We start from the raw sequence: 25,899 nt of genomic DNA on the forward strand, positions 1-25,899 counted from the left end.
CCCGAGCGGAACCATTAGTAAGCGTCGCCTAACCCACAGTGCCGGTGCATGGGGGGCGCACGGAGTCACGCCCGCAACCCGTCGGCCGGGCCGACGCGCCCGCTGACCCTCCGTGAGGTCCTCCGGAGGGCATCCGTCGGACATCCGGCTCGACCGGGCGGACGCCGGGCGGCTGCTGTGCGGACGCTGTGAGCCGTCCGCATACCGGAAACGGTGCTCTGCATAATGCAATTGGTGTGTTCAAGTCAAGATCTGTCTTTTCTGCCGCACCTCCGGTCGAATGTCGTCACTTGCGACGCGTTCGGGGAGGACAGCACCAAGTGAATATCAAGAGACGGGCAACGACCCGGGTGGCCGCAGTGCTCGTGGCCATCGCCGCGACCACCGCCACCGCTTCGGCGTACGCCACCGCCCAGGCCGACACCAAGGCCCCTGCGGGCAGCGCGACTTCGAAGAAGATCGACCGCCGTGACCCGGCGACGCAGCTCAAGGGCCAGAAACACAATCTGGACGGCCCGTTCAGCAAGCAGCAGAACAAGGAACGCCAGTCGGCGCTGCAACAGGTCATATCCGGCCACAAGAAGGTGCAGTCGCACGGCGGTTCCAAGGTGGTGCGCCTCGACGACAAGAAGTACGTCGAGCTCGGCCGCGAGAAGACCGACAAGATATTCACGATCCTGGTGCAGTTCGGCGACACGGTCGACAACACCACCATGTACGACCCGGACGGCCCCGACGGGCCGAAGCCGCCCGTGAAGAAGTACGGCGGCACGCCCGGTCCGGCGCACAACAAGATCGCTCAGCCGGACCGCAAGAAGGACAACAGCACCGCCTGGCAGGCGGACTACAACCGCCAGCACTTCCAGGACCTCTACTTCGGTACCGGCAAGGGCAAGGACTCGCTCAAGTCGTACTACGAGAAGACCTCGTCCGGCCGCTACTCCGTCGACGGCGAGGTCGCCGACTGGGTCACCGTCCCCTACAACGAGGCCCGTTACGGCTCCAACTACTGCGGCTCCAGTATCTGTGCCAACGCCGGTGACCTGGTCCGCGACGGCGTCACCGCATGGGCCCAGGCCCAGAAGGCGGCCGGGAAGACCGACGCCGAGATCAAGGCGACCCTGGCCAGTTACGACCAGTGGGACCGCTACGACTACGACGGCGACGGCAACTTCAACGAGCCCGACGGCTACATCGACCACTTCCAGATCGTGCACGCCGGCGAGGACGAGTCCGCCGGCGGCGGCGCCGAGGGCGCCGACGCGCTCTGGGCGCACCGCTCCTACGTGTACGGCACGGACACCGGCAAGACGGGCCCGGCCGACAACAAGTCCGGCGGCACGCCGATCGGCGACACCGGCATCTGGGTCGGCGACTACACGATGCAGCCCGAGAACGGCGGCCTCGGTGTCTTCGCCCACGAGTACGCCCACGACCTGGGGCTGCCGGACGAGTACGACACCACCAATACCGCTGAGAACGGCGTGGGTTTCTGGTCGCTGATGTCGGCGGGCTCCTGGCTGAGTACCGGTGACAACGCCATCGGCAACAAGCCGGGGGACATGTCCGCGTGGGACAAGCTCCAACTGGGCTGGCTGGACTACGACACGGCCAAGGCCGCGAAGAAGTCGACCCACAAGCTCGGCGTCTCGGAGTACAACACCAAGAACAAGCAGGCGCTGGTCGTCTCACTGCCGGACAAGCCCGTCACCACGACGATCGCCAAGCCGGCCGAGGGCAGCAAGCAGTGGTGGAGCGGGATGGGTGACAACCTCTCCAACACCCTGACCCGCACGGTCGACCTGACCGGCAAGTCCAAGGCCTCGCTCGACCTTTCGGGCTGGTGGGACATCGAGAAGGACTACGACTTCCTCTACGCCGAGGTCTCGACGGACGGCGGCGCCAACTGGACCGCCATCGACGGCAAGGCCGACGGCGCGCAGATCCCGCGCGACGGCGGCGACAAGCCCGCGCTGACCGGGTCGTCCACCGCGTACAAGACCCTCTCGTACCCGCTGAACGCCTACGCGGGCAAGAAGATCGACCTCCGCTTCCGTTACTCGTCCGACGGCGGTGTCTCGGGCAAGGGCTTCGCGGCCGACAAGATCTCGGTGAACGCCGACGGCGCCCCCCTCTTCACGGACAACGCCGAGACGGACGACGCGGGTTGGACCGCGAAGGGCTTCTCGCGCATCGGTGAGTCCTTCACCAAGAACTACCCGCAGTACTACATCGCGGAGAACCGCCAGTACGTGTCGTACGACCAGACGTTGAAGACGGGCCCGTACAACTTCGGCTTCTCGAAGACCCGTCCGGACTGGGTGGAGTACTACCCGTACCAGCGCGGCCTGATGATCTGGCAGTGGGACACCTCGCAGCCGGACAACAACGTCAGCGCGCACCCGGGCCAGGGTCTGATCCTGCCGGTCGACTCGCACGCCAAGCCGTTGAAGTGGGCGGACGGCACGGTCATGCGGAACAAGATCCAGCCCTTCGACGCGCCGTTCAGCTGGTACCCGACGGCCGGGTTCACGTTGCACAGCGCGGATGTCGCCCAGCGGGTCCAGCCGCAGCTCGGCCGGCCGGTTTTCGATGATCACCAGGGTACGTACTGGTACAAGGACAATGAGACCGGAAGCGTCAAGGTAACTGACACCAACACCCGGATCTCGATCCTCAAGCAGCCCCTGGATGGCTCGACGATCACGGTCCAGGTCGGCGCCTCGCACCGCTGAGTCACATCACCGCAGGTCAGAGCGTGATCGGCCGTCGCCCTCTAGCGGGCGGCGGCCGATCGTGTTTAGGTGCCTCTTGCACGGCTCTTATTGACACAACGTCTCACGGGGGAGATGAACGGTATGCCTGGTGGCGGATTCAGCAGACTTCCGAACGGCAGCGTGGTGGTGGCTCTCACCCTGCCGAGCCCGGACCGGATGACCCATGTCCGGATCCTCGTCCACGCCGCGAACCGGCCGCGCGCCCTGACCCGGGTGCGGAATCTGGGGATGCGGGCGGTGTATCTGCGCGGTAACACGCAGCCACCGACGCCGGACGAGATCACGGCCGTCCTGCACCATCCGGACGGACTGCTGTGGCGCGCGGCGCCGCAGGAGGAGGCGGAGCTCTGGCATCCGATCAGAGCGCTGCTCGGCGAAGGCGTCTGATGCGGGGGATGCAGGCGGTACGGCGGATGCGGGGGACGCAGGCGGTGCGGGGGCCTTACGCCCCCGGCTTGCCGGTCAGCTCGACGCCGGCCGCCCGCATCTCCTCCAGCGCCCGGTCCGTCGTCGCCTCGGCCACCCCGGCCGTCAGGTCCAGCAGCACATGCGTCCCGAACCCGGCCCGCACCGCGTCGAGCGCCGTCGCCCGTACGCAGTGGTCCGTGGCGATGCCGACCACATCGACCGCTTCGACCTCGCGGGCCCGCAGCCAGTCGGCCAGTGGTACGCCGTTCTCGTCGGCGCCCTCGAAACCGCTGTACGCCGCCGCGTAGGCGCCCTTGTCGAAGACGGCACTGATCGCACCGGATGCCACGGCAGGTGCGAAGTTCGGGTGGAACCCCACCCCCTCCGTACCGGCGACGCAGTGCGGCGGCCAGGAGTGGACGAAGTCCGGGTTCCGGGAGAAGTGGTTGCCCGGGTTCACATGGTGGTCACGGGTGGCCACCACGTGCCGGTAGCAGGCGGTGGACTGGCCGATCAGGTCGGTGACGGCGGCGGCGACATCGGCGCCCCCTGCGACGGCGAGGCTTCCGCCTTCGCAGAAGTCGTTCTGCACATCGACGACGATCAGGGCGCGGTGCATGGCGGGATCCTTGTCCTGGGGGGAGAAGGGGTGGCGGAAGGGCGGCGTGCGCCGGTGCGCGAGGGCGTCCCGGCAGCCGTTGCATTCCCGCTCACCTGTGGTTCATGCGTACGGGGCGGGTCCGTGCGTACGAGGCGCGTCGATGCGTACGGGCCGGGTCCGTGCGTACGGGACGGCCCGTACCGGCCTGCTCACATGTGCCCGGCGGCTCACATGTACTCGGTGGGGATGACCGGCTCGCCCCGGGAGAGCTGGAAGGCCGACATGGGCAGGGTGGCACGGACAGCGAGATGGCGCTCGCGCACCGTGTCCAGCGATTCACGCTCGACGACCTCGCCGCCCTTGATCAGCTTCACCAGCAGCTCCCGGCCCCGGAGCTCCGGCGGCACCTGGCCGGTGCCGATCACCTCGGCCTCGGCGATCCCGTCGGCGTCGGTCCTGCGCGCCGCCCACTTGCGGCCGCCGCGCGACGTCTTGGCGCCCATCGACTTCTTCGCCACCGGCTGGAGCGGGGCCTGCGGGTCGGCGGACGTGGCGCGGGCCACCAGCTTGTAGACCATGGAGCAGGTGGGGTGCCCGCTGCCGGTGACGAGCTGGGTGCCGACCCCGTACGCGTCGACGGGCGCCGCCGCCAGCGAGGCGATGGCGTACTCGTCCAGGTCGGACGTGACCACGATCTTGGTCTGGGTGGCGCCCATGGCGTCCAGCTGCTGGCGGACCTTGTGCGCGACGAGGAGCAGGTCCCCGGAGTCGATGCGGACCGCGCCCAGCTCGGGCCCGGCCACCTCCACGGCGGTACGGACCGCCTCCGCCACGTCGTAGGTGTCGACCAGCAGGGTGGTGCCCCCGCCCAGCGAGGCGACCTGGGCGGTGAACGCCTGCCGCTCGTCGTCGTGGAGCAGGGTGAAGGCGTGGGCGCTGGTGCCGACGGTGGGGATGCCGTACCGGAATCCGGCCGCCAGGTCCGACGTGGTGGCGAAACCGCCGACGTACGCGGCGCGGGCCGACGCGACGGCCGCCAGCTCGTGGGTGCGCCGGGCACCCATCTCGATCAGCGGCCGGCCGCCGGCCGCCGCGTTCATCCGGGAGGCCGCCGCCGCGATGGCCGAGTCGTGGTTGAGGATCGAAAGGATCACGGTCTCCAGGAGCACGCACTCCGCGAAGGAGCCCTCGACCCGCAGGACGGGGGAGCCCGGGAAGTACACCTCGCCCTCCGGATAGCCCCAGATGTCGCCGCTGAAGCGGTAGGAGGCGAGCCATTCGGCGGTGGGCCCGTCGACGATCTTCTGCTCGCGCAGGAACCGGAGCTGGTCCTCGTCGAAGCGGAAGTTCTCGACGGCGTCGAGGACGCGCCCGGTGCCCGCCACGACGCCGTACCGGCGCCCCTCGGGCAGCCGCCGGGTGAAGACCTCGAAGACCGACCTGCGGTCGGCGGTGCCCGCCTTCAGGGCTGCCTGGAGCATGGTGAGCTCGTACTGGTCCGTGAAGAGCGCTGTCGACGGCACATGTACCGGCAGGCCAAGGTCCGCAACGTTCACAACGGTCAACCTCGCACTTTCGTCCGGGCCGGTCCGGCTCCGCCGGCCGGGTCTCCCGGGGCTGTCCCCCGTTCGATGGGGCGTGCGAATGATGCTACCCCCTATTTCGTCAGAGTGACGAGATCTATGGGCCGGTGTGTGCGCCGCCACTCCGCGGGTGGCAGCATGGGTGGCGTGAGTGTCGCCCCTGTAGAGATCGAACGTCCCGAATCGGCCGAGGAGACCTTCGCGGTCCCCGAGCCCGACGTGCCGTGGGTGACGCTCGTCCACAACGACCCGGTCAATCTGATGAGCTATGTCGCCTATGTCTTCCAGAGCTACTTCGGCTACTCGAAGGCGAAGGCGCACAAGCTGATGCTCGATGTGCACCAGAAGGGGCGGGCCGTGGTCTCCAGCGGCAGCCGCGAGGAAATGGAACGCGACGTGCAGGCGATGCATGGTTACGGCCTGTGGGCCACCCTCACCCAGGACCGCAACTGATGGCCGGACAGTTCGAGGCGGTCCCCGGCGGTGGCGCCACCGTCGCACTCGACGAGGTCGAGATGTCCATCCTGCGCTCGCTCGCCGTGCAGCTCCTGGAGCTGGTCGGTCCCGGTGAGGAGCCGGTCGACGGCGAGGATCCGCTGGCCTCGCTGTTCTCCGAGGGGCCGAGCAAGCCGCCGGACGACCCGGCACTGGCCCGCCTCTTCCCCGACGCGTACGGGGACGAGGAGCCCGACTTCTCGTCGGAGTTCCGCCGCTTCACCGAGAACGACCTGCGCGCCCGCAAGCGCGAGGACGCGCTGGCGCTCGTACGGACCCTCGATCAAGTGGGTGCGGCGGGCGATGCCGGCGCCGACGGTGCCCACGACGAGCCCGGCGCACCCGGTGAGTCCCGCGGGGGCACCCGCAGGGGCCGCCGCAAGCGCGCCCTTCCCGAGGGCGCCGTGCAGCTCACGCTCTCGGCCGACGACTCGCGCCACTGGCTGGGTGCGCTCAACGACCTCCGGCTGACCATCGGCACGCGCCTCGATGTTTCTGATGAGGGCGGGCCCGATGACGACGCTGTCGGCGGGCTGTACCGGCTCCCGGACGACGACCCCCGCAAGCCGATGGTGATGGCCTACCTCTGGCTCGGCGCCCTCCAGGAAACCCTCGTCGAGACCCTGATGCCGTAAGGCGCCTTCGCCGGGCTCCGACCGGATCACCGTCCGCTCAAAGGACGCTCAAATCCGGATAACGATGACGTCACCGTGGCGGGCTATTTTGCTCCGCCCGGTGTTTTTCGTCCGGTTCTTCCAGTGGCGTGAGTCACATTTGGCCGGGATGATCTCTGATGCCGCCGTGATAAATCTTCACGACCGCCCGGGAACACCACCCCCGTTCCCGGGGCCGCCAGTCAGGCCGACCGCCGACAGCACTCCACCATCCGCGGGTTCTGCCCTCCAGGATCGTCACAGTCGATCCGAGCCTCGTCAGGCCGGATCGGCATGGAGAAAGGCGCAACACCATGACCTCAGTGCAGGTCGACAAGGAATACGACGGCAGTGAGGCCGAGGACTCCGAATCGGGCGAGGGATACAAGCGAGGCCTGGGAGCCCGCCAGATCCAGATGATCGCGATCGGCGGCGCCATCGGCACCGGTCTCTTCCTCGGCGCGGGCAAGGCCATCTCGAAGGCCGGGCCGAGTCTCATACTCGCCTACGCCATCGCGGGCCTGGTCATCTTCTTCATCATGCGGGCCCTGGGCGAGCTGCTCATGTACCGCCCGGTCTCCGGCTCCTTCTCCGAATACGCGCGAGAATTCATCGGCCCCTTCGCCGGGTATGTCACCGGCTGGACGTACTGGCTCTTCTGGGTCGTCACCGGGATTACCGAAGTCACCGCAGCAGCCACCTATATGACCTACTGGTGGAATATCCCGCAATGGCTCTCCGCGCTGATCTTCACGATCATCCTCTACGGCGTGAACCTGATCTCCGTGAAGCTCTTCGGTGAGCTGGAGTTCTGGTTCTCGACGGTGAAGGTCACCGCGATCATCGGCATGATCCTGATCTGCGCCGGAATCCTCACCCTCGGCTTCTCCGACGCCGGCGACACCGCGAGCGTCACCCACCTCTGGGACCAGGGCGGCTTCTTCCCCAAGGGGATCACCGGCACCCTGATGACCTTGCAGATCGTGATGTTCGCCTTCCTCGCCGTGGAACTGGTCGGCGTCACCGCGGGGGAGTCCAAGAACCCCAGGAAGGTCCTGCCCAAGGCGATCAACACCGTGCCCTGGCGCATCGCGGTCTTCTACATCGGCGCGCTGATCATGATCCTCTCGGTCGTCCCGTGGACCGAGTTCCACCCCGGCATCAGCCCCTTCGTCGCCGCCTTCCAGAAGATGGGCCTGGGCGTCGGCGCGGGCATCGTCAACTTCGTCGTGCTGACCGCGGCCCTTTCCTCCTGCAACTCCGGCATGTACTCCACCGGCCGGATGCTGCGCGACCTGGCTCTCAACGGCCAGGGCCCGAAGGCGTTCACCTCCCTGACGAAGAACGGCACCCCGCTGCTGGGCACCACGGTCTCCGCCGCACTGATGCTCGTCGGTGTCTGGATCAACTACCAGTGGCCGGGCCAGGCGTTCAACTACGTCGTCTCCTTCGCCACCATCTCCGGTATGTGGGCCTGGATCGTGATCCTCATCTGCCAGATCCGCTACCGCGCCAAGTCGGACCGCGGCGAGCTCCCGGAGTCCACCTTCCGGGCCCCCGGCGCCCCCTGGACCAGCTGGTTCTCGCTCGCCTTCATAGCCCTGGTCATCGTGATGATGGGCATCGACAAGGACACCCGCGTCTCGCTGTACGCGGCCCCCTTCTGGGCCGCGCTCCTCGGCGTCACGTACCTGGTGCTGAGGGCCCGTAACCCGGAAGGCGCGGCCTTCGCCAAGCGGAACAAGAGCTGAGCAAGGCTCCGCCAAGCGCTGATCCGGGAGCGATCCCCGCAGATTCCCGGTGCATTCTCAGCATGTGGGCCGGCCCGTACCGCACTCCGGTACGGACCGGCCCCTCTGCTTATCCTGAACGGCATGCTGACCCTTACCCAGGCCCTGTACGACCAGATCGTGGCGCACGCCCGCGCCGACCACCCCGACGAGGCGTGCGGAATAGTGGCGGGCCCGGAGGGCTCCGGCCGCCCCGAGCGGTTCATCCCGATGCTCAACGCCGCGCGCTCGCCCACGTTCTACGAGTTCGACTCGGCGGACCTGCTGAAGCTCTACCGGGACCTGGACGACCGCGACGAGGAACCGGTGATCGTCTACCACTCGCACACCGCGACCGAGGCGTACCCGTCGCGTACGGACATCACCTATGCGAACGAGCCCGGCGCGCACTACGTCCTCGTCTCCACCGCCGACACCGACGAGGCTGGACCCTTCCAGTTCCGCTCGTACCGCATCGCCGACGGCGTGGTCACCGAGGAGGAAGTGACCGTCGTTCCGTAGCCGGCCCACCCGACTGTCCGGCAGTCGGACACATTGATCCCGGATACCGAGACTGCCTCTCGGTTCGCGGGGTGGGAATCGATACGATGAGCCCATGGTTTCCCATGACGTGAGCGAAAAGACGCCGGGCGCGACGCCCGTCACGCTGCGCTCCGCGTCCACGCTCTTGCTGGGAGCCTTTGGATGTGGAGCCGCCCGGCTGCACGTCGACCTGTGCCGCCTCGACAGCGCAATCTGTCCGCGCCGCGCTGCCGTCTGAGCCGCGGCCCCGCGTAAGCACCCCGCACCACCACCGGCATTACCGGCACCACGCGCGCTGCCGCGCCCTCCGCCTCACCATCCGACAGGAGCCCAGCCATGGCCATCGAGGTCCGCATCCCGACCATCCTCCGCACCTACACCGACGGCGCCAAGGCCGTCGAAGGCAGCGGTGACACCCTCGCCGCCCTGCTCGCCGACCTCGAAACCCGGCACAACGGCATCCGCGAGCGCATCGTCGACGGCGAGCAGCTCCGCCGCTTCGTCAACGTCTACCTCAACGACGAGGACGTCCGCTTCCTCGACGGCATCTCCACCAAGCTGGCCGACGGCGACAGCGTCACGATCCTTCCGGCCGTGGCCGGCGGCATGGTCTGAGCCCCCTGATGCGATACGACTCCCCGCTCGCGGCGGTGGGCAACACCCCGCTCGTACGGCTCCCGCGCCTGTCCCCGTCGGACGACGTCCGGATCTGGGCCAAGCTGGAGGACCGCAACCCGACCGGATCGATCAAGGACCGCCCCGCGCTCCACATGGTCGAACAGGCCGAGAAGGACGGCCGGTTGACCCCCGGCTGCACCATCCTGGAGCCCACGTCCGGCAACACCGGCATCTCGCTCGCCATGGCGGCCAGGCTCAAGGGCTACCGCATCGTCTGCGTCATGCCGGAGAACACCTCGCAGGAACGCCGTGACCTGCTCACCATGTGGGGCGCGGAGATCATCTCCTCACCGGCGGCCGGCGGATCCAACACGGCGGTACGCGTCGCCAAGGAGCTCGCAGCCGAGCACCCCGACTGGGTGATGCTCTACCAGTACGGAAACCCGGACAACGCGGGCGCGCACTACGCGACCACCGGCCCGGAGATCCTCGCCGACCTGCCGTCCATCACCCACTTCGTGGCAGGCCTCGGCACCACCGGCACCCTCATGGGCGTCGGCCGCTATCTGCGCGAGAACGTCCAGGACATCAGCATCGTCGCCGCCGAACCGCGCTACGACGACCTGGTCTACGGCCTGCGGAACCTGGACGAGGGCTTCGTCCCCGAGCTGTACGACGCAACAGTGCTCACCACCCGCTTCTCGGTGGGCAGCGCGGACGCGGTGACCCGCACCCGTGAACTGCTCCAGCAGGAGGGCATCTTCGCGGGCGTCTCGACCGGCGCGGCGCTCCACGCGGCGATCGGCGTCGGGAAGAAGGCCGTCAAGGCGGGAACCCCGGCGGACATCGTCTTCGTCGTGGCGGACGGCGGCTGGAAGTACCTGTCGACCGGCGTCTACACCGCCCCCACAACGGAAGCGGCCATCGAAACGCTCCAGGGCCAGCTCTGGGCGTAGCAACAGACCGGCTCCGGGCGTAGCACCAGGGCCGGCTCCCGGCGCAGGAGACACGAGGGCGGCGGCCCGGACCGGGGAGGTCCGGGCCGCCGCCCGCCGCTCACTGTCCACCACGCCTACCCCGCCAGATGCCGCACCCGGTCCCACACCGCCGGGTCCACATCGCCCGCCCACCGGCGGAACTCCCGCACCCGGACATCCCGCAGCTCGTCCGTCTCCAGAAAGCTCTGCCGGTCCCGCGCATCGCCCACAGCCCCCGCCGGCAGCGCGATCACCCCGGGCCGCTCCTCATGGTGCTTACTGGTGATCTTGGCGACGACGGCCGCGTCACCTCGTACCGAGAGCACCAGACACGGCCGGTCCTTGCCGCCCGGCCCGTCCTCGTACGGCACCAGCGCCCACCAGATCTCGCCCGCCCGCGGCACCCGCCCGGGCCGCCCGGCCCGCTTCCGCGGCCGCCCCGCCGGCGCCCGCGGCTCCCGGCCCCCGGCCCGCCCCGGCGGACGCTGCCGCCCCCGCTGCCGGCGCCCGCCGCGCGCCCGCCCGTCGACGACCGAGGCGACCAGGGCAATCAGCACCACAGCTATCAGCGCCAGCAACCACGTCGTATCCATACCCAGGACCGTACCGGTGCGGCCCCGAGCCCCCTGCGCCCCGCCGCAAGCAGGCCCGCAGAGCCGCCCCGCCCACCCGAACCGGTGACAGCACAGGTGAGTTCCCCCACAACGGCGTCCTGTGAAGGAGCGGCCACCGCTCCCGCGCCTTAGGCTCGACGGACCGCTTCGGCGTCCTGCCGGGCGTGCGGGGCCCGGCCCGTCCACGGAGGTTCCCACTCCATGAAGCTCACCGTCGTCGGCTGCTCGGGGTCGTTCCCATCCGCGGAATCGGCCTGTTCGAGCTACCTCGTAGAGGCCGACGGCTTCCGGCTGCTCCTCGACATGGGCAATGGCGCCCTCGGCGAGCTGCAGCACTACTGCGGTCTCTACGACCTCGACGCCATCTTCCTCAGCCATCTCCACTCGGACCACTGCATCGACATGTGCGCGTACTTCGTCGCGCGCTACTACCGGCACGACGGCGGGCGCTGCCCCGCGATCCCGGTGTACGCGCCCGAGGGCGCGGCGGAACGCCTGACCACGGCGTACGCGGACACACCGTCCTCCTCGTCGATGGGCGAGGTCTTCGACTTCCGCACCCTGAAATCCGCCTCCTTCGACATCGGCCCGTTCTCGGTGCGCACCGAGAAGGTCTGCCACCCGGTCGAGTCCTATGCCATCCGGCTCGAACACGGCGGCGGCTCCCTCACCTACTCCGGGGACACGGGCGTCTGCGACCCGCTGCACGAACTGGCCGTGGGCGCCGACCTGTTCCTCTGCGAGGCGTCCTTCACGCACGGCAAGGAGGACGTCGCCGACGTCCACCTCGACGGCCGCGAGGCCGGCGCACACGCGGCACGCGCCGGGGTGGGCCGCATGGTGCTGACCCACATCCCGCCGTGGACGGACGCCAAACGCAATCTGGCGGACGCGCAGGCGGTGTACGACGGGCCGGTGGAGCTGGCCAGGCCGGGTGCGGTGTACGAGATCTGACCCGCGGCGGGCACGCGGAGCGGGGCCCGGAAGGGGAGCTGGGCCCAGAACCGGGGCTTTTCCGGGACCCGCGGGCGTCCCGCCGGTCACGCCTTGGTGACGTCGTCGACGTCCTCTTCCGGCTCGCGCCCCGGCGTCATCACATTGAACTTGGTGATCACGAACCGGAAGACCACGTAGTACACCACCGCGAAGCACAGGCCGATCGGGATGATCAGCCAGGGCTTCGTATCGAGGTGCCAGTTGATGACGTAGTCGATCAGTCCGGCCGAGAAGCTGAACCCCGCATGGACCCCCAGGGCCCAGGTGATGCCCATCGACGCACCGGTCAGCAGCGCGTGCAGCCCGTACAGCAGCGGCGCGGCGAACATGAACGAGAACTCCAGCGGCTCGGTCACCCCGGTCACGAACGACGTCAGCGCGACCGAGATCATCAGGCCCATGACCTGCTTGCGCCGCTCCGGGCGCGCGCAGTGCGCGATGGCCAGGGCCGCCGCGGGCAGACCGAACATCATGATCGGGAAGAAGCCCGACATGAACTGCCCGGCGGACGGGTCGCCCGCGAAGAAGCGGGTCAGGTCGCCCTGCACCCCGGTGCCGTCGGGCTTGGTGTAACTGCCCGCCTGGAACCAGAAGAACGTGTTCAGGAACTGGTGCATACCGATCGGGATGAGCAGCCGGTTCGCCACACCGAAGATCGCCGCACCCCAGGCGCCCAGATCGATCAGATGCTTGGCGAACCAGGTCAGCGCGTCACCGACCGGCTGCCAGAGCAGCCCGAACACCACACCCAGCACGGCACAGATGAAGGCCATCAGGATCGGTACGAGGCGCCGGCCGTTGAAGAAGCCCAGCCAGTCGACCAGCCGGGTGCGGTGGAACCGCTGCCAGACGATCGCGGTCAGCAGCCCGATGAGGATGCCGCCGAGGACCCCCGGATTCTGTGGCATCCCGGCCGGAAGCGCCTTCGTCACCGTTCCGCCGATCGGGAACGCGCCCAGGACACCGTGGTAGACGAGGAATCCGGCGACCGCGGCCAGCGCCGTCGAGCCGTCCGACTTCTTCGCGAAGCCGATCGCGACACCGATACAGAAAAGGAGCGGCAGACCGAACGCACCGTCAAGGATCGCATTGCCGCCCGCGAGGAAGACCTTGGCCGTCTTGTCCCAGAAGGCGCCGTGCAGATACGCGGTGAAGAGGTTGCCGAGGCTGACGAGCAGACCAGCCGCGGGCAGCACCGCGACGGGCAGCTGCAAACTGCGGCCGACCTTCTGCAGGCCCTGGAAAAGGCCGTTCCACCACTTCTTCGCCGGTGGTGTCTGTGGCACGGCCGCGCTGCTGGTGCTCATTCGGCGTCCTCCTGGCGTCGGCCCTGCTGGTGGTCGCCGTATATGGCTGCGGACCAGCTACGGCGCGATCAGATGCTGTGCCCCGGGCGCTGCACCAGTGATCGCCATCTTCCGAGGCGGCGCGGTGGCACGCCCGTATAAGGGGGCCAATCGTGCGTTACCTTGACGAAACGGACCGGAGCGCCGGGCCGCCAGGAACACTGCCGCCAAGAACACTCAGGAGTCAGGCATGGCCACTAAGGCTGAGAAGATCGTCGCGGGGCTCGGCGGCCTCGACAACATCGAAGAGATCGAGGGCTGCATCACCCGGCTGCGCACCGAGGTGAAGGACGCCTCCCTCGTGGACGAAGCCGCGCTCAAGGCCGCAGGCGCCCACGGCGTGGTCAAGATGGGCACCGCGATCCAGGTCGTCATCGGCACGGACGCCGACCCCATCGCGGCGGACATCGAGGACATGATGTGAACGGCTGAGACGCCGACGCCCGGGACCGGCAACGGGCCCCGCCTTCAACATCCGGCCCCGGGCAATCCTCCCGACCACCGGCCCCGGGTCTCTCTCTCCCTGCCAACGGCCCTGGGCCTCCTCCCGCCACCGGCCCTGGGCCCCCGCCCCGCCACCGGTCCCGGCCCCTCGCCCCATCACCGCCCCCGGCCCCCGCCCCACCACCGGCCCGGGCTCTCTCCCTGCCACCGGCCCCCGGGCCTCCTCCCCCCCCACCGGTCCCGGGCGGGCGTCCCTCCCCACCGTGGCCGATAGGCTCGGCCCCATGTCTCGTATCGACGGCCGCACCCCCGAAGAACTCCGCCCGGTCACCATTGAGCGCGCCTGGAGCAAACACGCCGAGGGCTCCGTCCTCATCTCCTTCGGCGACACCAAAGTCTTCTGCACCGCCTCCTTCACCGAAGGCGTACCGCGCTGGCGCAAGGGCAGCGGGGAGGGCTGGGTCACCGCCGAGTACTCGATGCTCCCCCGCTCCACCAACACCCGGGGCGACCGGGAGTCCGTCCGCGGCAAGATCGGCGGCCGTACGCACGAGATCTCCCGCCTCATCGGCCGCTCGCTGCGCGCGGTCATCGACTACAAGGCGCTCGGCGAGAACACGATCGTGCTCGACTGCGACGTCCTCCAGGCCGACGGTGGCACCCGCACCGCCGCCATCACCGGCGCATACGTCGCCCTGGCCGACGCGGTCACCTGGGCCCAGTCCAAGAAGCTCATCAGGTCCGGTCGCAAGCCCCTCACCGACACGGTCTCCGCGATCAGCGTCGGCATCGTCGACGGAACGCCGCTCCTCGACCTCCGTTACGAGGAGGACGTGCGCGCCGAGACCGACATGAACGTCGTCTGCACCGGCGACGGCCGTTTCGTCGAGGTCCAGGGGACGGCCGAGGCCGAGCCCTTCGACCGCAAGGAGCTCAACGCGCTGCTCGACCTGGCCACCGGCGGCTGCGCCGACCTCACCGCGCTCCAGACCGAGGCGCTCGGCAAGTAGCGGCACGCGCCCCGGCACGGCGCCACCGGCGCGACGAGGGGACGGACGGGGCGGGCGGTCCGCCGCCCTGTCCGCCCCCTGATACTGGACGTATGACCCGTCTGATCCTCGCCACCCGCAACGCCGGGAAAATCACCGAACTCGAAGCGATCCTCGCCGACGCGGGCCTGCCCCACGAACTGGTCGGCACGGACGCGTACCCCGAAGTCCCGGACGTCAAGGAAACGGGTGTCACCTTCGCGGAGAACGCCCTGCTGAAGGCCCACGCCATGGCACAGGCCACCGGCCTGCCCGCGGTGGCCGACGACTCGGGCCTCTGCGTGGACGTACTGAACGGCGCCCCCGGTATCTTCTCGGCCCGCTGGGCGGGCACCCACGGCGACGACGAGGCCAACCTGCGCCTGCTGCTGGCCCAGCTCTCGGACATCGACGACCCGCACCGGGGCGCCCACTTCGCCTGCGCGGCAGCCCTGGCCCTCCCCGACGGCACGGAACGAGTGGTGGAGGGCCGCCTCCTCGGCACCCTCCGCACCACCCCGGCCGGCAGCGGCGGCTTCGGCTACGACCCGATCCTCCAGCCGTCGGGCGACACCCGCACCTGCGCGGAACTCACGGCATCGGAGAAGAACGCGATCAGCCACCGTGGCCAGGCGTTCCGCGCACTGGTTCCTGCGGTGCGGGAGCTGCTGGGCTGAACCAGTGAACAGCTGAGCCGAGAACGCTGGAGGGGCATCCCGCGGTGCGGAATGCCCCTCCAGTCATGTGCGGCCTGTGGGATTCGAACCCACCTAGTCCAAACGGACAAACCGGACCTAAACCGATCGCGTCAACCAACTGCGCCAAGGCCGCAGGATGTCGCTCATGGTACTCGGCCGACAGTCGCACGGGGTATGCCGAACCCTCCGCGACTACGCGCTCGACGGCTGCTTCCGGCGATTCCGGCACCAGGTGTCGGTCAGTGCATGACAGTTCGGGCACAGATACCGGAGATTCTCCCGGCGGTTGTCGAGCCAGTCGCCATTGATGTGGTCGATGTGGAGCGTGATCGGGCGGCCCAGCCATGCGCCGGGGTTGCCGCAGGACGTGCACCGGTAGGCGACACCCACCTCTTGGAGCGCGCGGTGGAGCCTGGACCGGTTCGCGCGCGACGACCCCTGGGGCAGGACGACGAGGGTCTGCGGCGCGCTCGACCGCGGTTCCGCCGCACGCACCGACCCCCAGGTGCGGCGCTTGAAGTGGCCGGTGTCGAGCGTGAGTTGCAGCACTCTGCGACGAACGCGGCGATGGTTGGTGTCGTTCACCTCAAGGGCGAGCGCGCGCATGACGTCGGCGTAACTGGTGGCGTCCGGCACCGCAGCCCGCAGTGCGCCCTCGCTGATCGTCACTCGCGCGTTGCGGAAATGGGAGGTGTCGATGCCGTGCTTCCTGAGCATCGCCCCCAGCGCCGTGCGCGACTTGCTGTCGCCTTCGGCAAGCCCGAGCAGCCGCGCTGCCCCGCGCACGCTGTCGGCCGATGCGGCGGCGTTCCGCAGTTCCGCGACAGTGAAGGCCAGTCGGGGTTCGTTCGGGCGATTGAGGCCGGGCAGGTGACTGACGTCGATGCCGGCCGCGGCGATGCGCCGCCGGATGTGCGACAGCGTGCCGGTCGCGGGCGGAGCGCCGAGCTTCGTCACGACTTCGCGGAGCGTCGAGGACGTGCTGACGGCAGCGGCTATCGCCTCGTCCGTGTACTTGCGAAAGGGGCTGTGATGTTCGAAGTGACTGGTGTCGATACCGAGGGCGGCGGCTCTCTTCCTGAGGACGCGGTGCCGTCCGCCGCTCTTGCGGAGGCCGAGCCTGCGCATCACATCGGTCCAGTTCCTGGACTCGGCCACAGCCCGGGTGAGTGTCTCCCGCTCGTACGGGTCGGTCATGGTGGCTCACTCCGTCCCCGGTCACGCGTTCGTGACCTCGTACGGAGTAACGAACCGCTCGCCGGCCCGTCACGTGCGGGAAGTGGAGCGGCCCGTACCGGCTGGGGGCCGGTACGGGCCGTCGAGGGGAGCCGGGGTGTGGCTCCGGGGGGTGGGTCAGAAGCGGGGTTCCGGGGCCTGGGACTCGACCATCTCCGCCGCCTCCTCCTTCGTCTCCACCGAGGGAGGAGAGCCCTCCAGGGGCTGCTGGGCGGTTTCCTTCATGCAGAGCACCGCGATCACGCCCACCAGCGCGGCCCCCATCGCGTAGAACGCCGGCATCAGGTTCGTGCCGGCCAGGGTGATCAGTGCGGTGATCACGAACGGGGTCGTCCCGCCGAAGAGGGATGTCGAGAGGTTGTAGCCCACCGACAGCGACCCGTACCTGACCTGCGTCGGGAAGAGCGCCGGGAGCGCCGCCGACATCGTGCCCAGCATGCACACCAGCGAGAGGCCCAGCATCGCCATGCCGATGGTGATCGCCGGGATGGAGCCCTGGCGGATCAGCAGGAAGGCCGGGAGCGACAGGACCAGGAAGCCGAGCATGCCCGCCATCAGGAGCGGTTTCCGGCCGAAGCGGTCGTTCAGCCTGCCCACCTGGTTGATGACCAGCATCAGGACGACCATGACGCCCAGCAGGATCAGCAGGCCGTGTGTGTCGCCGTAGCCGAGCTCGTCCGAGAGGTAGGTCGGCATGTACGACAGCAGCATGTAGTCCGTGATGTTGTACGCGCCGACCAGGCAGATGCAGAGGACGAGGGCGCGCCAGTGGTCCGTGAAGATCGCCTTGAGGTCGCCCTTGGCGGTGGTCTCGACGGCGTCGGCCGCCTCCCCGGCGCCCACGTTCTCGCCGGTCAGCCGCTGGAAGGCGGGTGTCTCGTCCAGCCTGAGCCGCAGGTAGAGACCGACCAGGCCCAGGGGGCCCGCGACCAGGAACGGTACGCGCCAGCCCCAGCTGTCCATCCCGCCGGAGCCGACGAGCGTGGTCATCAGGGTGACCAGGCCGGCCGCGCCCACGTATCCCGCGAGCGTGCCGAACTCCAGGAAGCTGCCGAAGTACCCCCGGCGCTTGTCCGGCGCGTACTCCGCGATGAAGGTCGAGGCGCCGCCGTACTCACCGCCGGTGGAGAAGCCCTGCACCAGACGGAAGAAGATCAGCAGAACCGGTGACCAGAAGCCGACCGCCGAGTACGAGGGAAGCACCCCGATCGCAAAGGTCCCGATCGCCATCATGATCATGGTCATGGCGAGGACCTTCTTGCGGCCGATCTTGTCGCCCATCGGGCCGAAGACCATGCCGCCGACCGGCCGGATCAGGAACGCGACCGCGAAGGTGGCGAACGACGCGAGCAGCTGGACCGTGCTGCTTCCCCCGGGGAAGAAGACCCGGCCGATCGTGGCCGCGAGGTAGCTGTAGATGCCGAAGTCGAACCACTCCATGGCATTACCCAGGCTGGCCGCCTTCACCGCCCGCTTGATCGCTGCCTCATCCGTCACCGTGATGTCGGTGCGGCGCAGCCGCGGGTTCCTCCGGCGGTCGATGACGCGGAAGAGATCGCGGTGGCGTTTGACCGCCTCGGGGTCGGCGGCGGGCTGGTGGCCGGTGTCCGCCATGGTTGTCGTCCTCTCTGTGGGCATACAAAAACACGCAGGAGGCTCTTCTGCACAGCGATGGCGATCGCAAACCAGGGCTCCGTAGAAATGGGACCTTGGTCACGTATTTTCAGTGGATACCGGCCACTTCGGCAACTTCTCGGACCTGTTCGAGGCGTCTCAGAGGCCGAGATCCTTGATGATTTTGGCTACGTGGCCGGTCGCCTTGACGTTATAGAAAGCGTGTTCGACCTTCCCGTTCTCGTCGATGACGAGCGTCGACCTGATGACCCCGGTCACCGTTTTGCCGTAGAGCTTCTTCTCTCCGAATGCGCCGTACGCGGCGAGGGTCTCCTTGGACGGGTCGCCGACCAGCGTGACCTTGAGGGACTCCTTCTCGCGGAATTTCGCGAGCTTCTCCGGCTTGTCCGGCGAGACGCCGATGACGTCGTATCCGGCGCCGGCCAGGAAGTCCAGATTATCCGTGAAGTCGCAGGCCTGCTTGGTGCATCCAGGGGTGAGTGCCGCCGGGTAGAAGTACACGATGACTTTGCGGCCACGGTGTGCGGCGAGTGAGATCTCGTTGCCGTCCGCGTCGGGCAGGGCGAAGTCGGGGGCGGTGTCGCCGGGCTGCAGTCGCTCGCTCATCAGGCTCTCCTCGGGAGGGTCGGTGACCGTGAGGTACGGATGGGGCAGAGCGTAATAGGGGTGCCGCGGGGTGCGTTCCCGCTGGAGCTGACAGACTGTCGAGCAACGACTACCGGACACGACCACGGAGGCAGCGCAGTGTCGGATGCCACGGATGCCAGGACCCCGGCGCAGATCGAGGCGGACATCGAGACCCGGCGCGCGGATCTCGCGGACACGCTGGACGAGATCGGCGTGCGGCTGCACCCCAGCACGATCGTGGGAGACGCCAGGGCCAAGGTCACATCGGCCGTCGACCAGACCGCGGGGCGCGCGTTCGTCGCGCTGAACCGGGCGGCGAACGGCGTGCGGGCGCAGTTCGTGACGGAGGACGGCGCGCCTCGGCTGGAGCGCGTGATTCCGGTGGCGCTGCTCACGGTGGGCGTGGTGGGTCTCTGCGTAACGGCGAAGCGGCGGCGGAGCTGCTGACCCGCCCCGTCCGGCCCGGTGGCCGGCCGGTGGCCCGGGTGCGGACCCTTCGGTGAACTCCGCGCCCCGGGCCAGGTAGGTTCGAGCCTGTGAGCGAGAACACCCACGACGACAAGCTGCCCATCCGGATGCTGCACGACCGCGTGCTGGTCAAGTCCGACAGCCCGGAGGGCGAGCGCCGCTCCGGCGGCGGCATCCTGATCCCGGCCACCGCCGCCGTCGGCAAGCGGCTGGCCTGGGCCGAGGTGGTGGCGGTCGGGCAGAACGTCCGGACCGTGGTGCCGGGGGACCGGGTGCTGTACGACCCGGAGGACCGGGCCGAGGTGGAGGTCCGGGGTGTGGCGTACGTCCTGATGCGGGAGCGCGATCTGCACGCGGTGGCTTCGGAGCGGGTGTCCGAGGACTCCACCGGTCTGTATCTGTAGCTCAGCCTGCTGCTCCTGCTCCTCCTGCTGCTGACTGCTGCCCGCTGGGCACGGTTTTGCTATCGTGGGACGGACCCCGACGAGACGCGCCGTACCGGGCAGATCGACTGTAAAGACGACGCACCCTGCTGATCCGTCTCGCGGAGGTGCCGTCATGGCCTGGATTCTGCTCGTCGTCGCCGGTCTGCTCGAAGTGGCCTGGTCGATCGGGATGAAGTACACCGAAGGTTTTACGAGGCTGTGGCCCAGCCTCTTCACCGGCGCGGGCATTGTCGCGTCCATGCTGCTGCTGTCGCAGGCGGCCAAAACCCTGCCGATCGGTACGGCGTACGGCGTCTGGGTGGGGATCGGCGCGGCCGGTGCGGCGGTGCTCGGCATGGTCGTCCTGGGGGAGCCGGCCACCGCCGCCCGGATCTTCTTCGTCTGCCTGCTGCTGGTCGCGGTCGTCGGCCTGAAGGCGACGTCCGGGCATTAGGCCGTGCATGACGTCCGGGCGTTATGCCGTGCATGAGGTGCGGTCACGGGCGCCGGACCTGGTTGCGCAGGGCCGGCGCCCGGTGCCTCAGGTCGGGCGGGCCGTGAACGGTCCGCCCGTGCCGAAGGCCAGTGCGGCGAAGCGTTCGCCGATGCGACGGTGGGTCTCGGCGTCCGGGTGGAGCTGGTCGGGCAGCGGCAGTTCGGCGGAGTCCGCCTCGCCGTAGAGCTCGTTGCCGTCGAGGTAGTGCAGATGGGGGTCGTCGGCCGCCCGCTGCTCCACGATGCGGGAGAGTTCCGCACGGATGATGGTGAGCGTCAGCTTCCCGGCGGCGCGCTCGGCCGGGTCGCCGATGGCCCGGAACTCCACCGTCCCCCTGCTGAAGTCCGGGGCGCAGGGGCCCGGGGTGTCCTCATGGATGGGGCAGTGGATCGGCGAGACGACCAGCAGCGGTGTGGTGGGGTGCCCCTCGCGGATCGTGTCGAGGAAGCCGTGCACGGCCGGGGCGAAGGCGCGCAGCCGCATCAGGTCGGCGTTGACGATGTTGATGCCGATCTTGATGCTGATCAGGTCCGCCGGGGTGTCCCGCAGGGCGCGGGCCGTGAACGGGTCGAGCAGGGCGCTGCCGCCCAGCCCGATGTTGATGAGCTCCGCGTCGCCGAGCGAGGCGGCCAGCGCCGGCCATGTCGTGGTGGAACTCTCGGCGTTGGAGCCGTGGCTGATCGAACTGCCGTGGTGCAGCCACACCTTGCGGCCGCTGTCCGGCACGGGCTCGACGGGGGCGTCGGTGCGCAGCGCGACCAGTTCGGTGACCTCGTTGTACGGCAGCCAGATCTCGATGTCCTTGAGCCCGGCGGCCAGACCGGTGAACCGGACGGTGCCGACCGGGCCGGGCCGCGTCTCCGCGGAACCGGTGGCCAAGTCCACCAGCTGTACGTTGCCGCCCGTCCCGCTCGCCCGGTCGGTCAGGCGGCCGTCGACGAGCAGGTCGTACAGCCCGTCGGGGCGGGGCGGGGCGCCCTGGTAGGCCATCTTGGTGCGGAGCGTGTCCAGTTCGACGGTGGTGGCCCGGGTACGGATGGCCAGTCGCACGCCGGACGGCTGGGCCTCCGCCATGGCCAGCTGCCCGTCGGAGCACTGAGCGCGGGCCCGGGCGGGCAGCCGGTGCGGCAGGAGGCCGTGCTCGGTGCGTTCCAGGTCGAGGGCGCCCTTCATCAGGTCCGCGGTGATGGGCGTGCTGATCGGGGCGGTGTCGCTGTGCCGGTCGTTGGGCGCGTCGGGGTGCGGGGAGTTCATGATCCCAGCCTGTCAACCGGATTACTGATCCGCACACCCTTTTCCGCGCGCCTTTTCAGCCGTCGGTCTGAGCTGCCCGCCGGCGGTTCAGCCATCCGTGGTGCCGGTCGTTCAGCCACCGGTGGTGCCGCCCCCCGTGCCGCCGCCGGTGTCCGTGCCTTCGTCCGTCAGCCCGCCGATCACGCCGGGGCTCTCGCTGCTGGGGGTCTCCGACGGCTCCGGGGCCGTCGGAGAGGGCTCGGTGCTCGGCGGTGCGGACGACGGTCCGGTCGGTGCCTCGCTCGGCGATGAGGGCGAAGCCGATGCCGAGGGGGATGCGGAGCTCTTGGCCGGGGTGGGCAGCGGTTCCTGGCGCGCACCCGACTGGAGGTCGAGGTGGAAGGGGGTGCGCGGGGTGCCCGCGAGTGCGGCCCCCGTGTACTGGCCCCAGATCTGCGCGGGTGCGCCGCCGCCGTTGATGCGGGGCAGACCGAGTGCCCCGTACAGCGGCTTCTGTACCCCGGTGGTCGGGTCCTGGCCCATCACGGAGATGACGGTCGACAGGTCGGGGGTGTACCCGGCGAACCAGGCGGCCTTGTCGTTCTCCGCGGTGCCGGTCTTGCCCGCCGCGGGCCGCCCGGCGGACTTGGCCGCGGTGCCGGTGCCGCTCGCGACGACGCTCTTCAGGATCGATGTGGTGGTGTCCGCGGCCTGGCGGCTGACGCCCTGGACGGTGGTCTTCTTCGGCAGCGCGAGCTTCTCGCCGTTCTTGGTGACCTTCTCGATGAGGGTGTACGTCCCGTGCTTGCCGTGGCCCGCGAGTGTCGCGTACGCCTCGCTCATGTCCAGCACGCTGGCGGTGGCGGGGCCGAGTGCGATGGAGGGGTACGGGTTGAGGTCGGGGGTGTTCTTCGGGATGCCGAGGTCGATCGCGGTCTGCTCGACCTTGGACGGGCCGACGTCCTCGGCCATCTGCGCGTACACCGCGTTGACGGACTTGTCGGTGGCGGTGGAGACGGTGATGCGGCCGTACGACACGTCGTCCTCGTTGCCCGGCGCGTAGCCGGTCGATCCGTTCGGGCCCTGCACCGTGCGGTGGTTGGTGCCGTCGTAGATGGTGCTCGGGGTGATCCTGCGCCCGTCCTGGGTGGTCGAGCGGTTCTCCACGGCCGAGGCGAAAACGTACGGCTTGAAGGTGGAACCGACCTGGTAGTCCCGGCGGGTGGCGTTGTTGACGTACTGCTTCGTGTAGTCGACGCCGCCGTACATCGCGACGACCTTGCCCGTGTCGGGTTCCACCGATGCGCCGCCGACGCGGACGTTGCGGTCGGCGCTGCGGCTCTTGCTGAGCTTGCTGTTCACCTGGTCGTTCACCGCGGTGGTGAGCGCGTGCTGCTTGCTGCGCTGGAGGGTGGTGGTGATGCGGTAGCCGCCGGTGGCGAGCGTGTCCTCGTCGATGATCTTGTTGCTGGTGAGGTCGTCCTTGACGGCCTGGACGAGGTACCCGCGCTGTCCGGAGAGGCCGGACGAGGGCCTGACCTTTCCGGGCACAGGGAACTTCTCCTTGGCGCGAGCCCCGGGGCTGAGCCACTTCTTCTTGACCATGCCGTCGAGTACGTAGTTCCAGCGGGCCTCGGCCCGGCCCTTGTTCCCGGGGTGCACCACGACGTCGTACGCGCTGGGGGCATTGAGCAGGGACGCGAGGTAGGCGCCCTGGGCGATGTCGATGTCCTGGATGTTCTTGCCGTAGTACGCCTGGGCGGCGGCCTGGATGCCGTAGGCGTTGCGTCCGAAGTAACTGGTGTTCAGATAGCCCGCGAGGATGTCGTTCTTGCTCTCCTCGCGGTCGAGCTTGATCGAGATGAAGAACTCCTTGACCTTGCGGCTGATGGTCTGTTCCTGGCCGAGGTAGTAGTTCTTGACGTACTGCTGGGTGATGGTCGAGCCGCCCTGGGTGCCCTTGCCGGTCACGGTGTTCCAGGCGGCGCGGACCATCGCCTCGGGGTCGATGGCGCTCTCGGAGTAGAAGTTGCGGTCCTCGGCGGAGAGCGCGGCGTGCTGGACGCCGATGGGGATCTGGGAGAGCTGCACGCTCTCGCGGTTGACCTGGCCGTCGCGGGCCAGTTCGGTGCCGTCGGAGTAGAGGTAGACGTTGCTCTGCGCGGTGGCCGCGGTGTTGGCGGTGGGGATGTCGACGAGGTTGTAGCCGGCGATGAGCCCCCCGATGATCAGTACGAGGATCACCAGGACGGTGCCCAGGACCATCCGCCAGGTGGGGATCAGCCGCCGCCAGCCCTTGCGTTGGGGGCGCTTGCGCTTCTTGGCCGCTTGCTCGTCGCTCACTGTCTCTCCAGCGTCCGGCACAAAGGTGTCGTCAGGGGCGTCATCGGGCGTCATGGGGGGGCGTCGTGGGGGATATCGCGAAAGGGGTCGTAAACGGTGCTGTATGGGGTGAATCGTGTTGTACGCCCATAAAACACTGTTGGGGCGCCCGGTTCGAACTGGACGGATTATTCGGTCGCGGCGTGTGCTCCCCCTGGACTAGGCTCGTGCGCTTTGGTGCTTGCACGGGGGGAGCGGCCCGGGGCGGGCCGGACAGGGCGGAACAAACCGGGGGAGGAGGCTCGTATGCGGCTGTACGCGGTCGTGGCCGCAGGGGGGTTCCGGCGCTTCGCCACCTACCGGGTGGCCACGGCGGCGGGGGTGTTCACCAACACCGTCTTCGGCTTCATCATGGCGTACACATACATCGCGCTCTGGGACGAACGCCCGCACCTGGGCGGCTACGACCAGCCGCAGGCCCTCACCTATGTGTGGCTCGGCCAGGCGATGCTGACGACGATGGCGTTCATGGGCGGCGGCCTGGAGGACGAGCTCATCGAGCGTATCCGCACGGGCGACATCGCGATCGACCTCTACCGCCCCGCCGACCTGCAACTCTGGTGGATGGCAAGCGACTTGGGGCGGGCCGGGTTCCAGCTCATCGGGCGCGGGGTGGCGCCCATGGCGCTGGGGGCGCTCGCGTTCCACCTCGCGCTGCCGGCCGACCCTTTCGTGTGGCTCGCGTTCCTGGTCGCGCTCCTCTTCGGGGTGATTGTCAGCTTCGCGATCCGCTATCTCGTGGCGCTCTCCGCGTTCTGGCTGATGGACGGGGCGGGCGTCGCCCAGATCGCGGGGATCGCCGGGATGTTCTTCTCCGGGATGCTGCTGCCGCTGAACCTCTTCCCCGGGGTGCTGGGCGAGGTGGCCCGGCTGCTGCCCTGGTCGGTGCTGCTCCAGGTGCCGGCCGACATCATCCTGGGCCGGCGGACCGGCTGGGACCTGGTGTCGGCGTACGCCTTCCAGCTCGGCTGGGCCGTGGTGCTGCTCGGCGCCGGGCGGCTGCTCCAGTCCGCCGCGACGCGGAGGGTGGTGGTGCAGGGTGGCTGAGGGGCTGCGCGCGTACTGGCTGATCGCCGGGATGTGGATCCGCTCGACGATGGCGTACCGGGCGTCGTTCGTGATGACGGCTCTCGGCAACTTCGCGGCGACCGGGCTCGACTTCGCCGCGATCCTGCTGATGTTCTCGCACGTCAACCGGCTCGGCGGCTACTCGCTGGGCGAGATCGCCTTTCTGTACGGGACCGCTTCGAGCGCGTTCGGCTTCTCCGACCTGGTGATGGGCTCGATGGACCGGCTGGGCCGCCGGGTGCGCGACGGGACGCTGGACACCCTCCTGGTGCGCCCCGTCCCGGTGATCGCCCAGATCGCCGCGGACCGCTTCGCCCTGCGCAGGCTGGGCCGGATCACCCAGGGGCTGCTGGTTCTCGGATACGCCCTGGCGGTCGTCGACGTCCACTGGACGCCGCTGAAGGTCCTGATGGTGCCGGTGATGGTGATCAGCGGCGCGGTGGTCTTCTCCGCGGTGTTCGTGACGGGGGCGGCGTTCCAGTTCTGGGCGCAGGACGCGTCGGAGGTGCAGAACTCCTTCACCTACGGAGGGGCGACGCTGCTTCAGTACCCGCCGACGGTCTTCGCGAAGGACCTGCTGCGCGGGGTGACCTTCGTCATCCCGCTGGCCTTCGTCAACTGGCTGCCCGCGCTGTATGTGCTGGGGCGGCCGTACCCGCTGGACCTGCCGGAGTGGCTGGCGTTCCTGCCGCCGCTGGTGGCGGGGGTGTGCTGTGCGGCGGCAGGAGTGGCGTGGCGGGCGGGGCTCAGGTCGTACCGGAGTACGGGGAGTTAGAACT

Annotated in this window: 25 protein-coding genes, 1 tRNA gene, 1 pseudogene and 1 riboswitch; of the genes and pseudogenes, 17 read left to right on the forward strand and 10 right to left on the reverse strand. The window is 69.0% G+C overall.

Going from position 1 to position 25,899, the window contains the following annotated elements; translation table 11 throughout:
- Window positions 1-320 precede the first annotated feature (320 nt).
- Both OG385_RS21075 and OG385_RS21080 read left to right on the forward strand, forming a co-directional pair.
- Entirely contained in the window at window positions 321-2,735 is a 2,415-nt protein-coding gene (locus tag OG385_RS21075) for an immune inhibitor A domain-containing protein (RefSeq protein WP_266856590.1), read from the forward strand.
- 123 nt (window positions 2,736-2,858) lie between these two features.
- A complete protein-coding gene (locus tag OG385_RS21080) occupies window positions 2,859-3,164 on the forward strand; it encodes a hypothetical protein (protein WP_266856592.1) in 306 nt (101 codons plus the stop codon).
- 55 nt (window positions 3,165-3,219) lie between these two features.
- Here OG385_RS21080 and OG385_RS21085 read toward each other — a convergent pair whose 3' ends face one another.
- Both OG385_RS21085 and OG385_RS21090 read right to left on the reverse strand, forming a co-directional pair.
- Window positions 3,220-3,804, reverse strand: a complete 585-nt coding sequence (locus OG385_RS21085) for an isochorismatase family protein (protein ID WP_266856594.1) — start codon at window positions 3,802-3,804, stop codon at window positions 3,220-3,222.
- 209 nt (window positions 3,805-4,013) lie between these two features.
- The gene (locus tag OG385_RS21090; RefSeq protein WP_266856595.1) at window positions 4,014-5,342 is read right to left on the reverse strand and encodes a nicotinate phosphoribosyltransferase; all 1,329 of its coding nucleotides are present in this window, start codon (window positions 5,340-5,342) and stop codon (window positions 4,014-4,016) included.
- A gap of 165 nt (window positions 5,343-5,507) precedes the next feature.
- On the opposite strand from OG385_RS21090, the gene clpS reads away from it, so the two are divergent.
- The 6 genes from clpS to OG385_RS21120 all read left to right on the forward strand — a co-directional run bounded on the left by clpS (window position 5,508) and on the right by OG385_RS21120 (window position 10,403).
- Window positions 5,508-5,822, forward strand: coding sequence for an ATP-dependent Clp protease adapter ClpS (gene clpS / locus OG385_RS21095; protein WP_266856596.1), 315 nt, complete (start codon window positions 5,508-5,510; stop codon window positions 5,820-5,822).
- Window positions 5,822-6,499: a DUF2017 domain-containing protein gene (locus OG385_RS21100; protein ID WP_266856598.1), complete on the forward strand. Its 678-nt coding sequence runs from the start codon at window positions 5,822-5,824 to the stop codon at window positions 6,497-6,499. The genes clpS and OG385_RS21100 overlap by 1 nt, the downstream gene beginning before the upstream one ends.
- A 332-nt stretch (window positions 6,500-6,831) precedes the next feature.
- The gene (locus OG385_RS21105) at window positions 6,832-8,268 is read left to right on the forward strand and encodes an amino acid permease (RefSeq protein ID WP_266856599.1); all 1,437 of its coding nucleotides are present in this window, start codon (window positions 6,832-6,834) and stop codon (window positions 8,266-8,268) included.
- A 123-nt stretch (window positions 8,269-8,391) separates the two neighbouring features.
- Complete coding sequence (locus tag OG385_RS21110; protein ID WP_266856600.1) at window positions 8,392-8,808, forward strand: M67 family metallopeptidase; 417 nt, start codon at window positions 8,392-8,394, stop codon at window positions 8,806-8,808.
- Window positions 8,809-9,165: 357 nt separating this feature from the next.
- Window positions 9,166-9,444 carry a MoaD/ThiS family protein gene (locus OG385_RS21115; protein ID WP_266856602.1) on the forward strand — a complete coding sequence of 93 codons (279 nt, stop codon included), beginning with the start codon at window positions 9,166-9,168 and terminating at the stop codon, window positions 9,442-9,444.
- Window positions 9,445-9,452: 8 nt separating this feature from the next.
- Window positions 9,453-10,403 (forward strand): PLP-dependent cysteine synthase family protein, encoded by a 951-nt coding sequence (locus OG385_RS21120; protein ID WP_266856604.1) that lies wholly within the window; start codon window positions 9,453-9,455, stop codon window positions 10,401-10,403.
- Window positions 10,404-10,519: 116 nt separating this feature from the next.
- Here the strand turns inward: OG385_RS21120 and OG385_RS21125 are convergent, their stop codons facing one another.
- Entirely contained in the window at window positions 10,520-11,017 is a 498-nt protein-coding gene (locus tag OG385_RS21125) for a type II toxin-antitoxin system PemK/MazF family toxin (RefSeq protein WP_266856606.1), read from the reverse strand.
- A 222-nt stretch (window positions 11,018-11,239) separates the two neighbouring features.
- Here OG385_RS21125 and OG385_RS21130 point away from each other — a divergent pair, with 222 nt between their 5' ends.
- Complete coding sequence (locus OG385_RS21130) at window positions 11,240-11,992, forward strand: MBL fold metallo-hydrolase (RefSeq protein WP_266856608.1); 753 nt, start codon at window positions 11,240-11,242, stop codon at window positions 11,990-11,992.
- 86 nt (window positions 11,993-12,078) lie between these two features.
- On the opposite strand, the gene OG385_RS21135 is transcribed toward OG385_RS21130, so the two are convergent.
- Window positions 12,079-13,341, reverse strand: coding sequence for a PTS transporter subunit EIIC (locus OG385_RS21135; protein WP_266856609.1), 1,263 nt, complete (start codon window positions 13,339-13,341; stop codon window positions 12,079-12,081).
- A 187-nt stretch (window positions 13,342-13,528) separates the two neighbouring features.
- Between OG385_RS21135 and OG385_RS21140 the strand changes: the two are divergent.
- The 3 genes and pseudogenes from OG385_RS21140 to rdgB all read left to right on the forward strand — a co-directional run.
- Window positions 13,529-13,804 (forward strand): annotated as a pseudogene (locus OG385_RS21140) (glucose PTS transporter subunit EIIB); the annotation flags it as partial.
- Between the two features lie 304 nt (window positions 13,805-14,108).
- Window positions 14,109-14,834 carry a ribonuclease PH gene (rph, locus tag OG385_RS21145; RefSeq protein WP_266856610.1) on the forward strand — a complete coding sequence of 242 codons (726 nt, stop codon included), beginning with the start codon at window positions 14,109-14,111 and terminating at the stop codon, window positions 14,832-14,834.
- Window positions 14,835-14,926: 92 nt separating this feature from the next.
- Complete coding sequence (gene rdgB, locus OG385_RS21150) at window positions 14,927-15,529, forward strand: RdgB/HAM1 family non-canonical purine NTP pyrophosphatase (RefSeq protein WP_266856611.1); 603 nt, start codon at window positions 14,927-14,929, stop codon at window positions 15,527-15,529.
- A 68-nt stretch (window positions 15,530-15,597) separates the two neighbouring features.
- Here the strand turns inward: rdgB and OG385_RS21155 are convergent.
- The 4 genes from OG385_RS21155 to bcp all read right to left on the reverse strand — a co-directional run bounded on the left by OG385_RS21155 (window position 15,598) and on the right by bcp (window position 19,027).
- Window positions 15,598-15,683: transfer RNA gene (locus OG385_RS21155), tRNA-Leu, on the reverse strand.
- A gap of 59 nt (window positions 15,684-15,742) precedes the next feature.
- On the reverse strand, window positions 15,743-16,747 hold the full coding sequence (locus OG385_RS21160) for an HNH endonuclease (protein WP_266856613.1): 1,005 nt from the start codon (window positions 16,745-16,747) through the stop codon (window positions 15,743-15,745).
- Between the two features lie 156 nt (window positions 16,748-16,903).
- Entirely contained in the window at window positions 16,904-18,400 is a 1,497-nt protein-coding gene (gene proP, locus OG385_RS21165) for a glycine betaine/L-proline transporter ProP (RefSeq protein WP_266856615.1), read from the reverse strand.
- Window positions 18,401-18,559: 159 nt separating this feature from the next.
- The gene (gene bcp / locus OG385_RS21170; protein WP_266856617.1) at window positions 18,560-19,027 is read right to left on the reverse strand and encodes a thioredoxin-dependent thiol peroxidase; all 468 of its coding nucleotides are present in this window, start codon (window positions 19,025-19,027) and stop codon (window positions 18,560-18,562) included.
- A gap of 138 nt (window positions 19,028-19,165) precedes the next feature.
- Between bcp and OG385_RS21175 the strand changes: the two genes are divergently transcribed.
- The 3 genes from OG385_RS21175 to OG385_RS21185 all read left to right on the forward strand — a co-directional run bounded on the left by OG385_RS21175 (window position 19,166) and on the right by OG385_RS21185 (window position 20,395).
- A complete protein-coding gene (locus tag OG385_RS21175; protein WP_266856619.1) occupies window positions 19,166-19,495 on the forward strand; it encodes a DUF3618 domain-containing protein in 330 nt (109 codons plus the stop codon).
- Between the two features lie 89 nt (window positions 19,496-19,584).
- A complete protein-coding gene (locus OG385_RS21180) occupies window positions 19,585-19,920 on the forward strand; it encodes a co-chaperone GroES (protein WP_266856621.1) in 336 nt (111 codons plus the stop codon).
- 57 nt (window positions 19,921-19,977) lie between these two features.
- A riboswitch (guanidine-III (ykkC-III) riboswitch) is annotated at window positions 19,978-20,045 on the forward strand.
- 29 nt (window positions 20,046-20,074) lie between these two features.
- Window positions 20,075-20,395, forward strand: coding sequence for a multidrug efflux SMR transporter (locus OG385_RS21185; protein WP_266856623.1), 321 nt, complete (start codon window positions 20,075-20,077; stop codon window positions 20,393-20,395).
- 87 nt (window positions 20,396-20,482) lie between these two features.
- On the opposite strand, the gene OG385_RS21190 is transcribed toward OG385_RS21185, so the two are convergent.
- Both OG385_RS21190 and OG385_RS21195 read right to left on the reverse strand, forming a co-directional pair.
- Window positions 20,483-21,691: a GDSL-type esterase/lipase family protein gene (locus tag OG385_RS21190; RefSeq protein ID WP_266856625.1), complete on the reverse strand. Its 1,209-nt coding sequence runs from the start codon at window positions 21,689-21,691 to the stop codon at window positions 20,483-20,485.
- A 111-nt stretch (window positions 21,692-21,802) separates the two neighbouring features.
- The gene (locus tag OG385_RS21195) at window positions 21,803-24,067 is read right to left on the reverse strand and encodes a transglycosylase domain-containing protein (protein ID WP_266856626.1); all 2,265 of its coding nucleotides are present in this window, start codon (window positions 24,065-24,067) and stop codon (window positions 21,803-21,805) included.
- Between the two features lie 231 nt (window positions 24,068-24,298).
- Here OG385_RS21195 and OG385_RS21200 point away from each other — a divergent pair, with 231 nt between their 5' ends.
- Together OG385_RS21200 and OG385_RS21205 are read left to right on the forward strand one after the other, a co-directional pair.
- A complete protein-coding gene (locus OG385_RS21200; RefSeq protein WP_266856627.1) occupies window positions 24,299-25,099 on the forward strand; it encodes an ABC-2 family transporter protein in 801 nt (266 codons plus the stop codon).
- Window positions 25,092-25,895, forward strand: a complete 804-nt coding sequence (locus OG385_RS21205) for an ABC transporter permease (protein ID WP_266856629.1) — start codon at window positions 25,092-25,094, stop codon at window positions 25,893-25,895. Before OG385_RS21200 ends, OG385_RS21205 begins: the two co-directional genes overlap by 8 nt.
- The last annotated feature ends 4 nt before the right edge of the window (window positions 25,896-25,899 follow it).

Origin of the sequence: Streptomyces sp. NBC_01306 (assembly GCF_026340465.1) — a bacterium.
GTDB lineage: Bacteria > Actinomycetota > Actinomycetes > Streptomycetales > Streptomycetaceae > Streptomyces.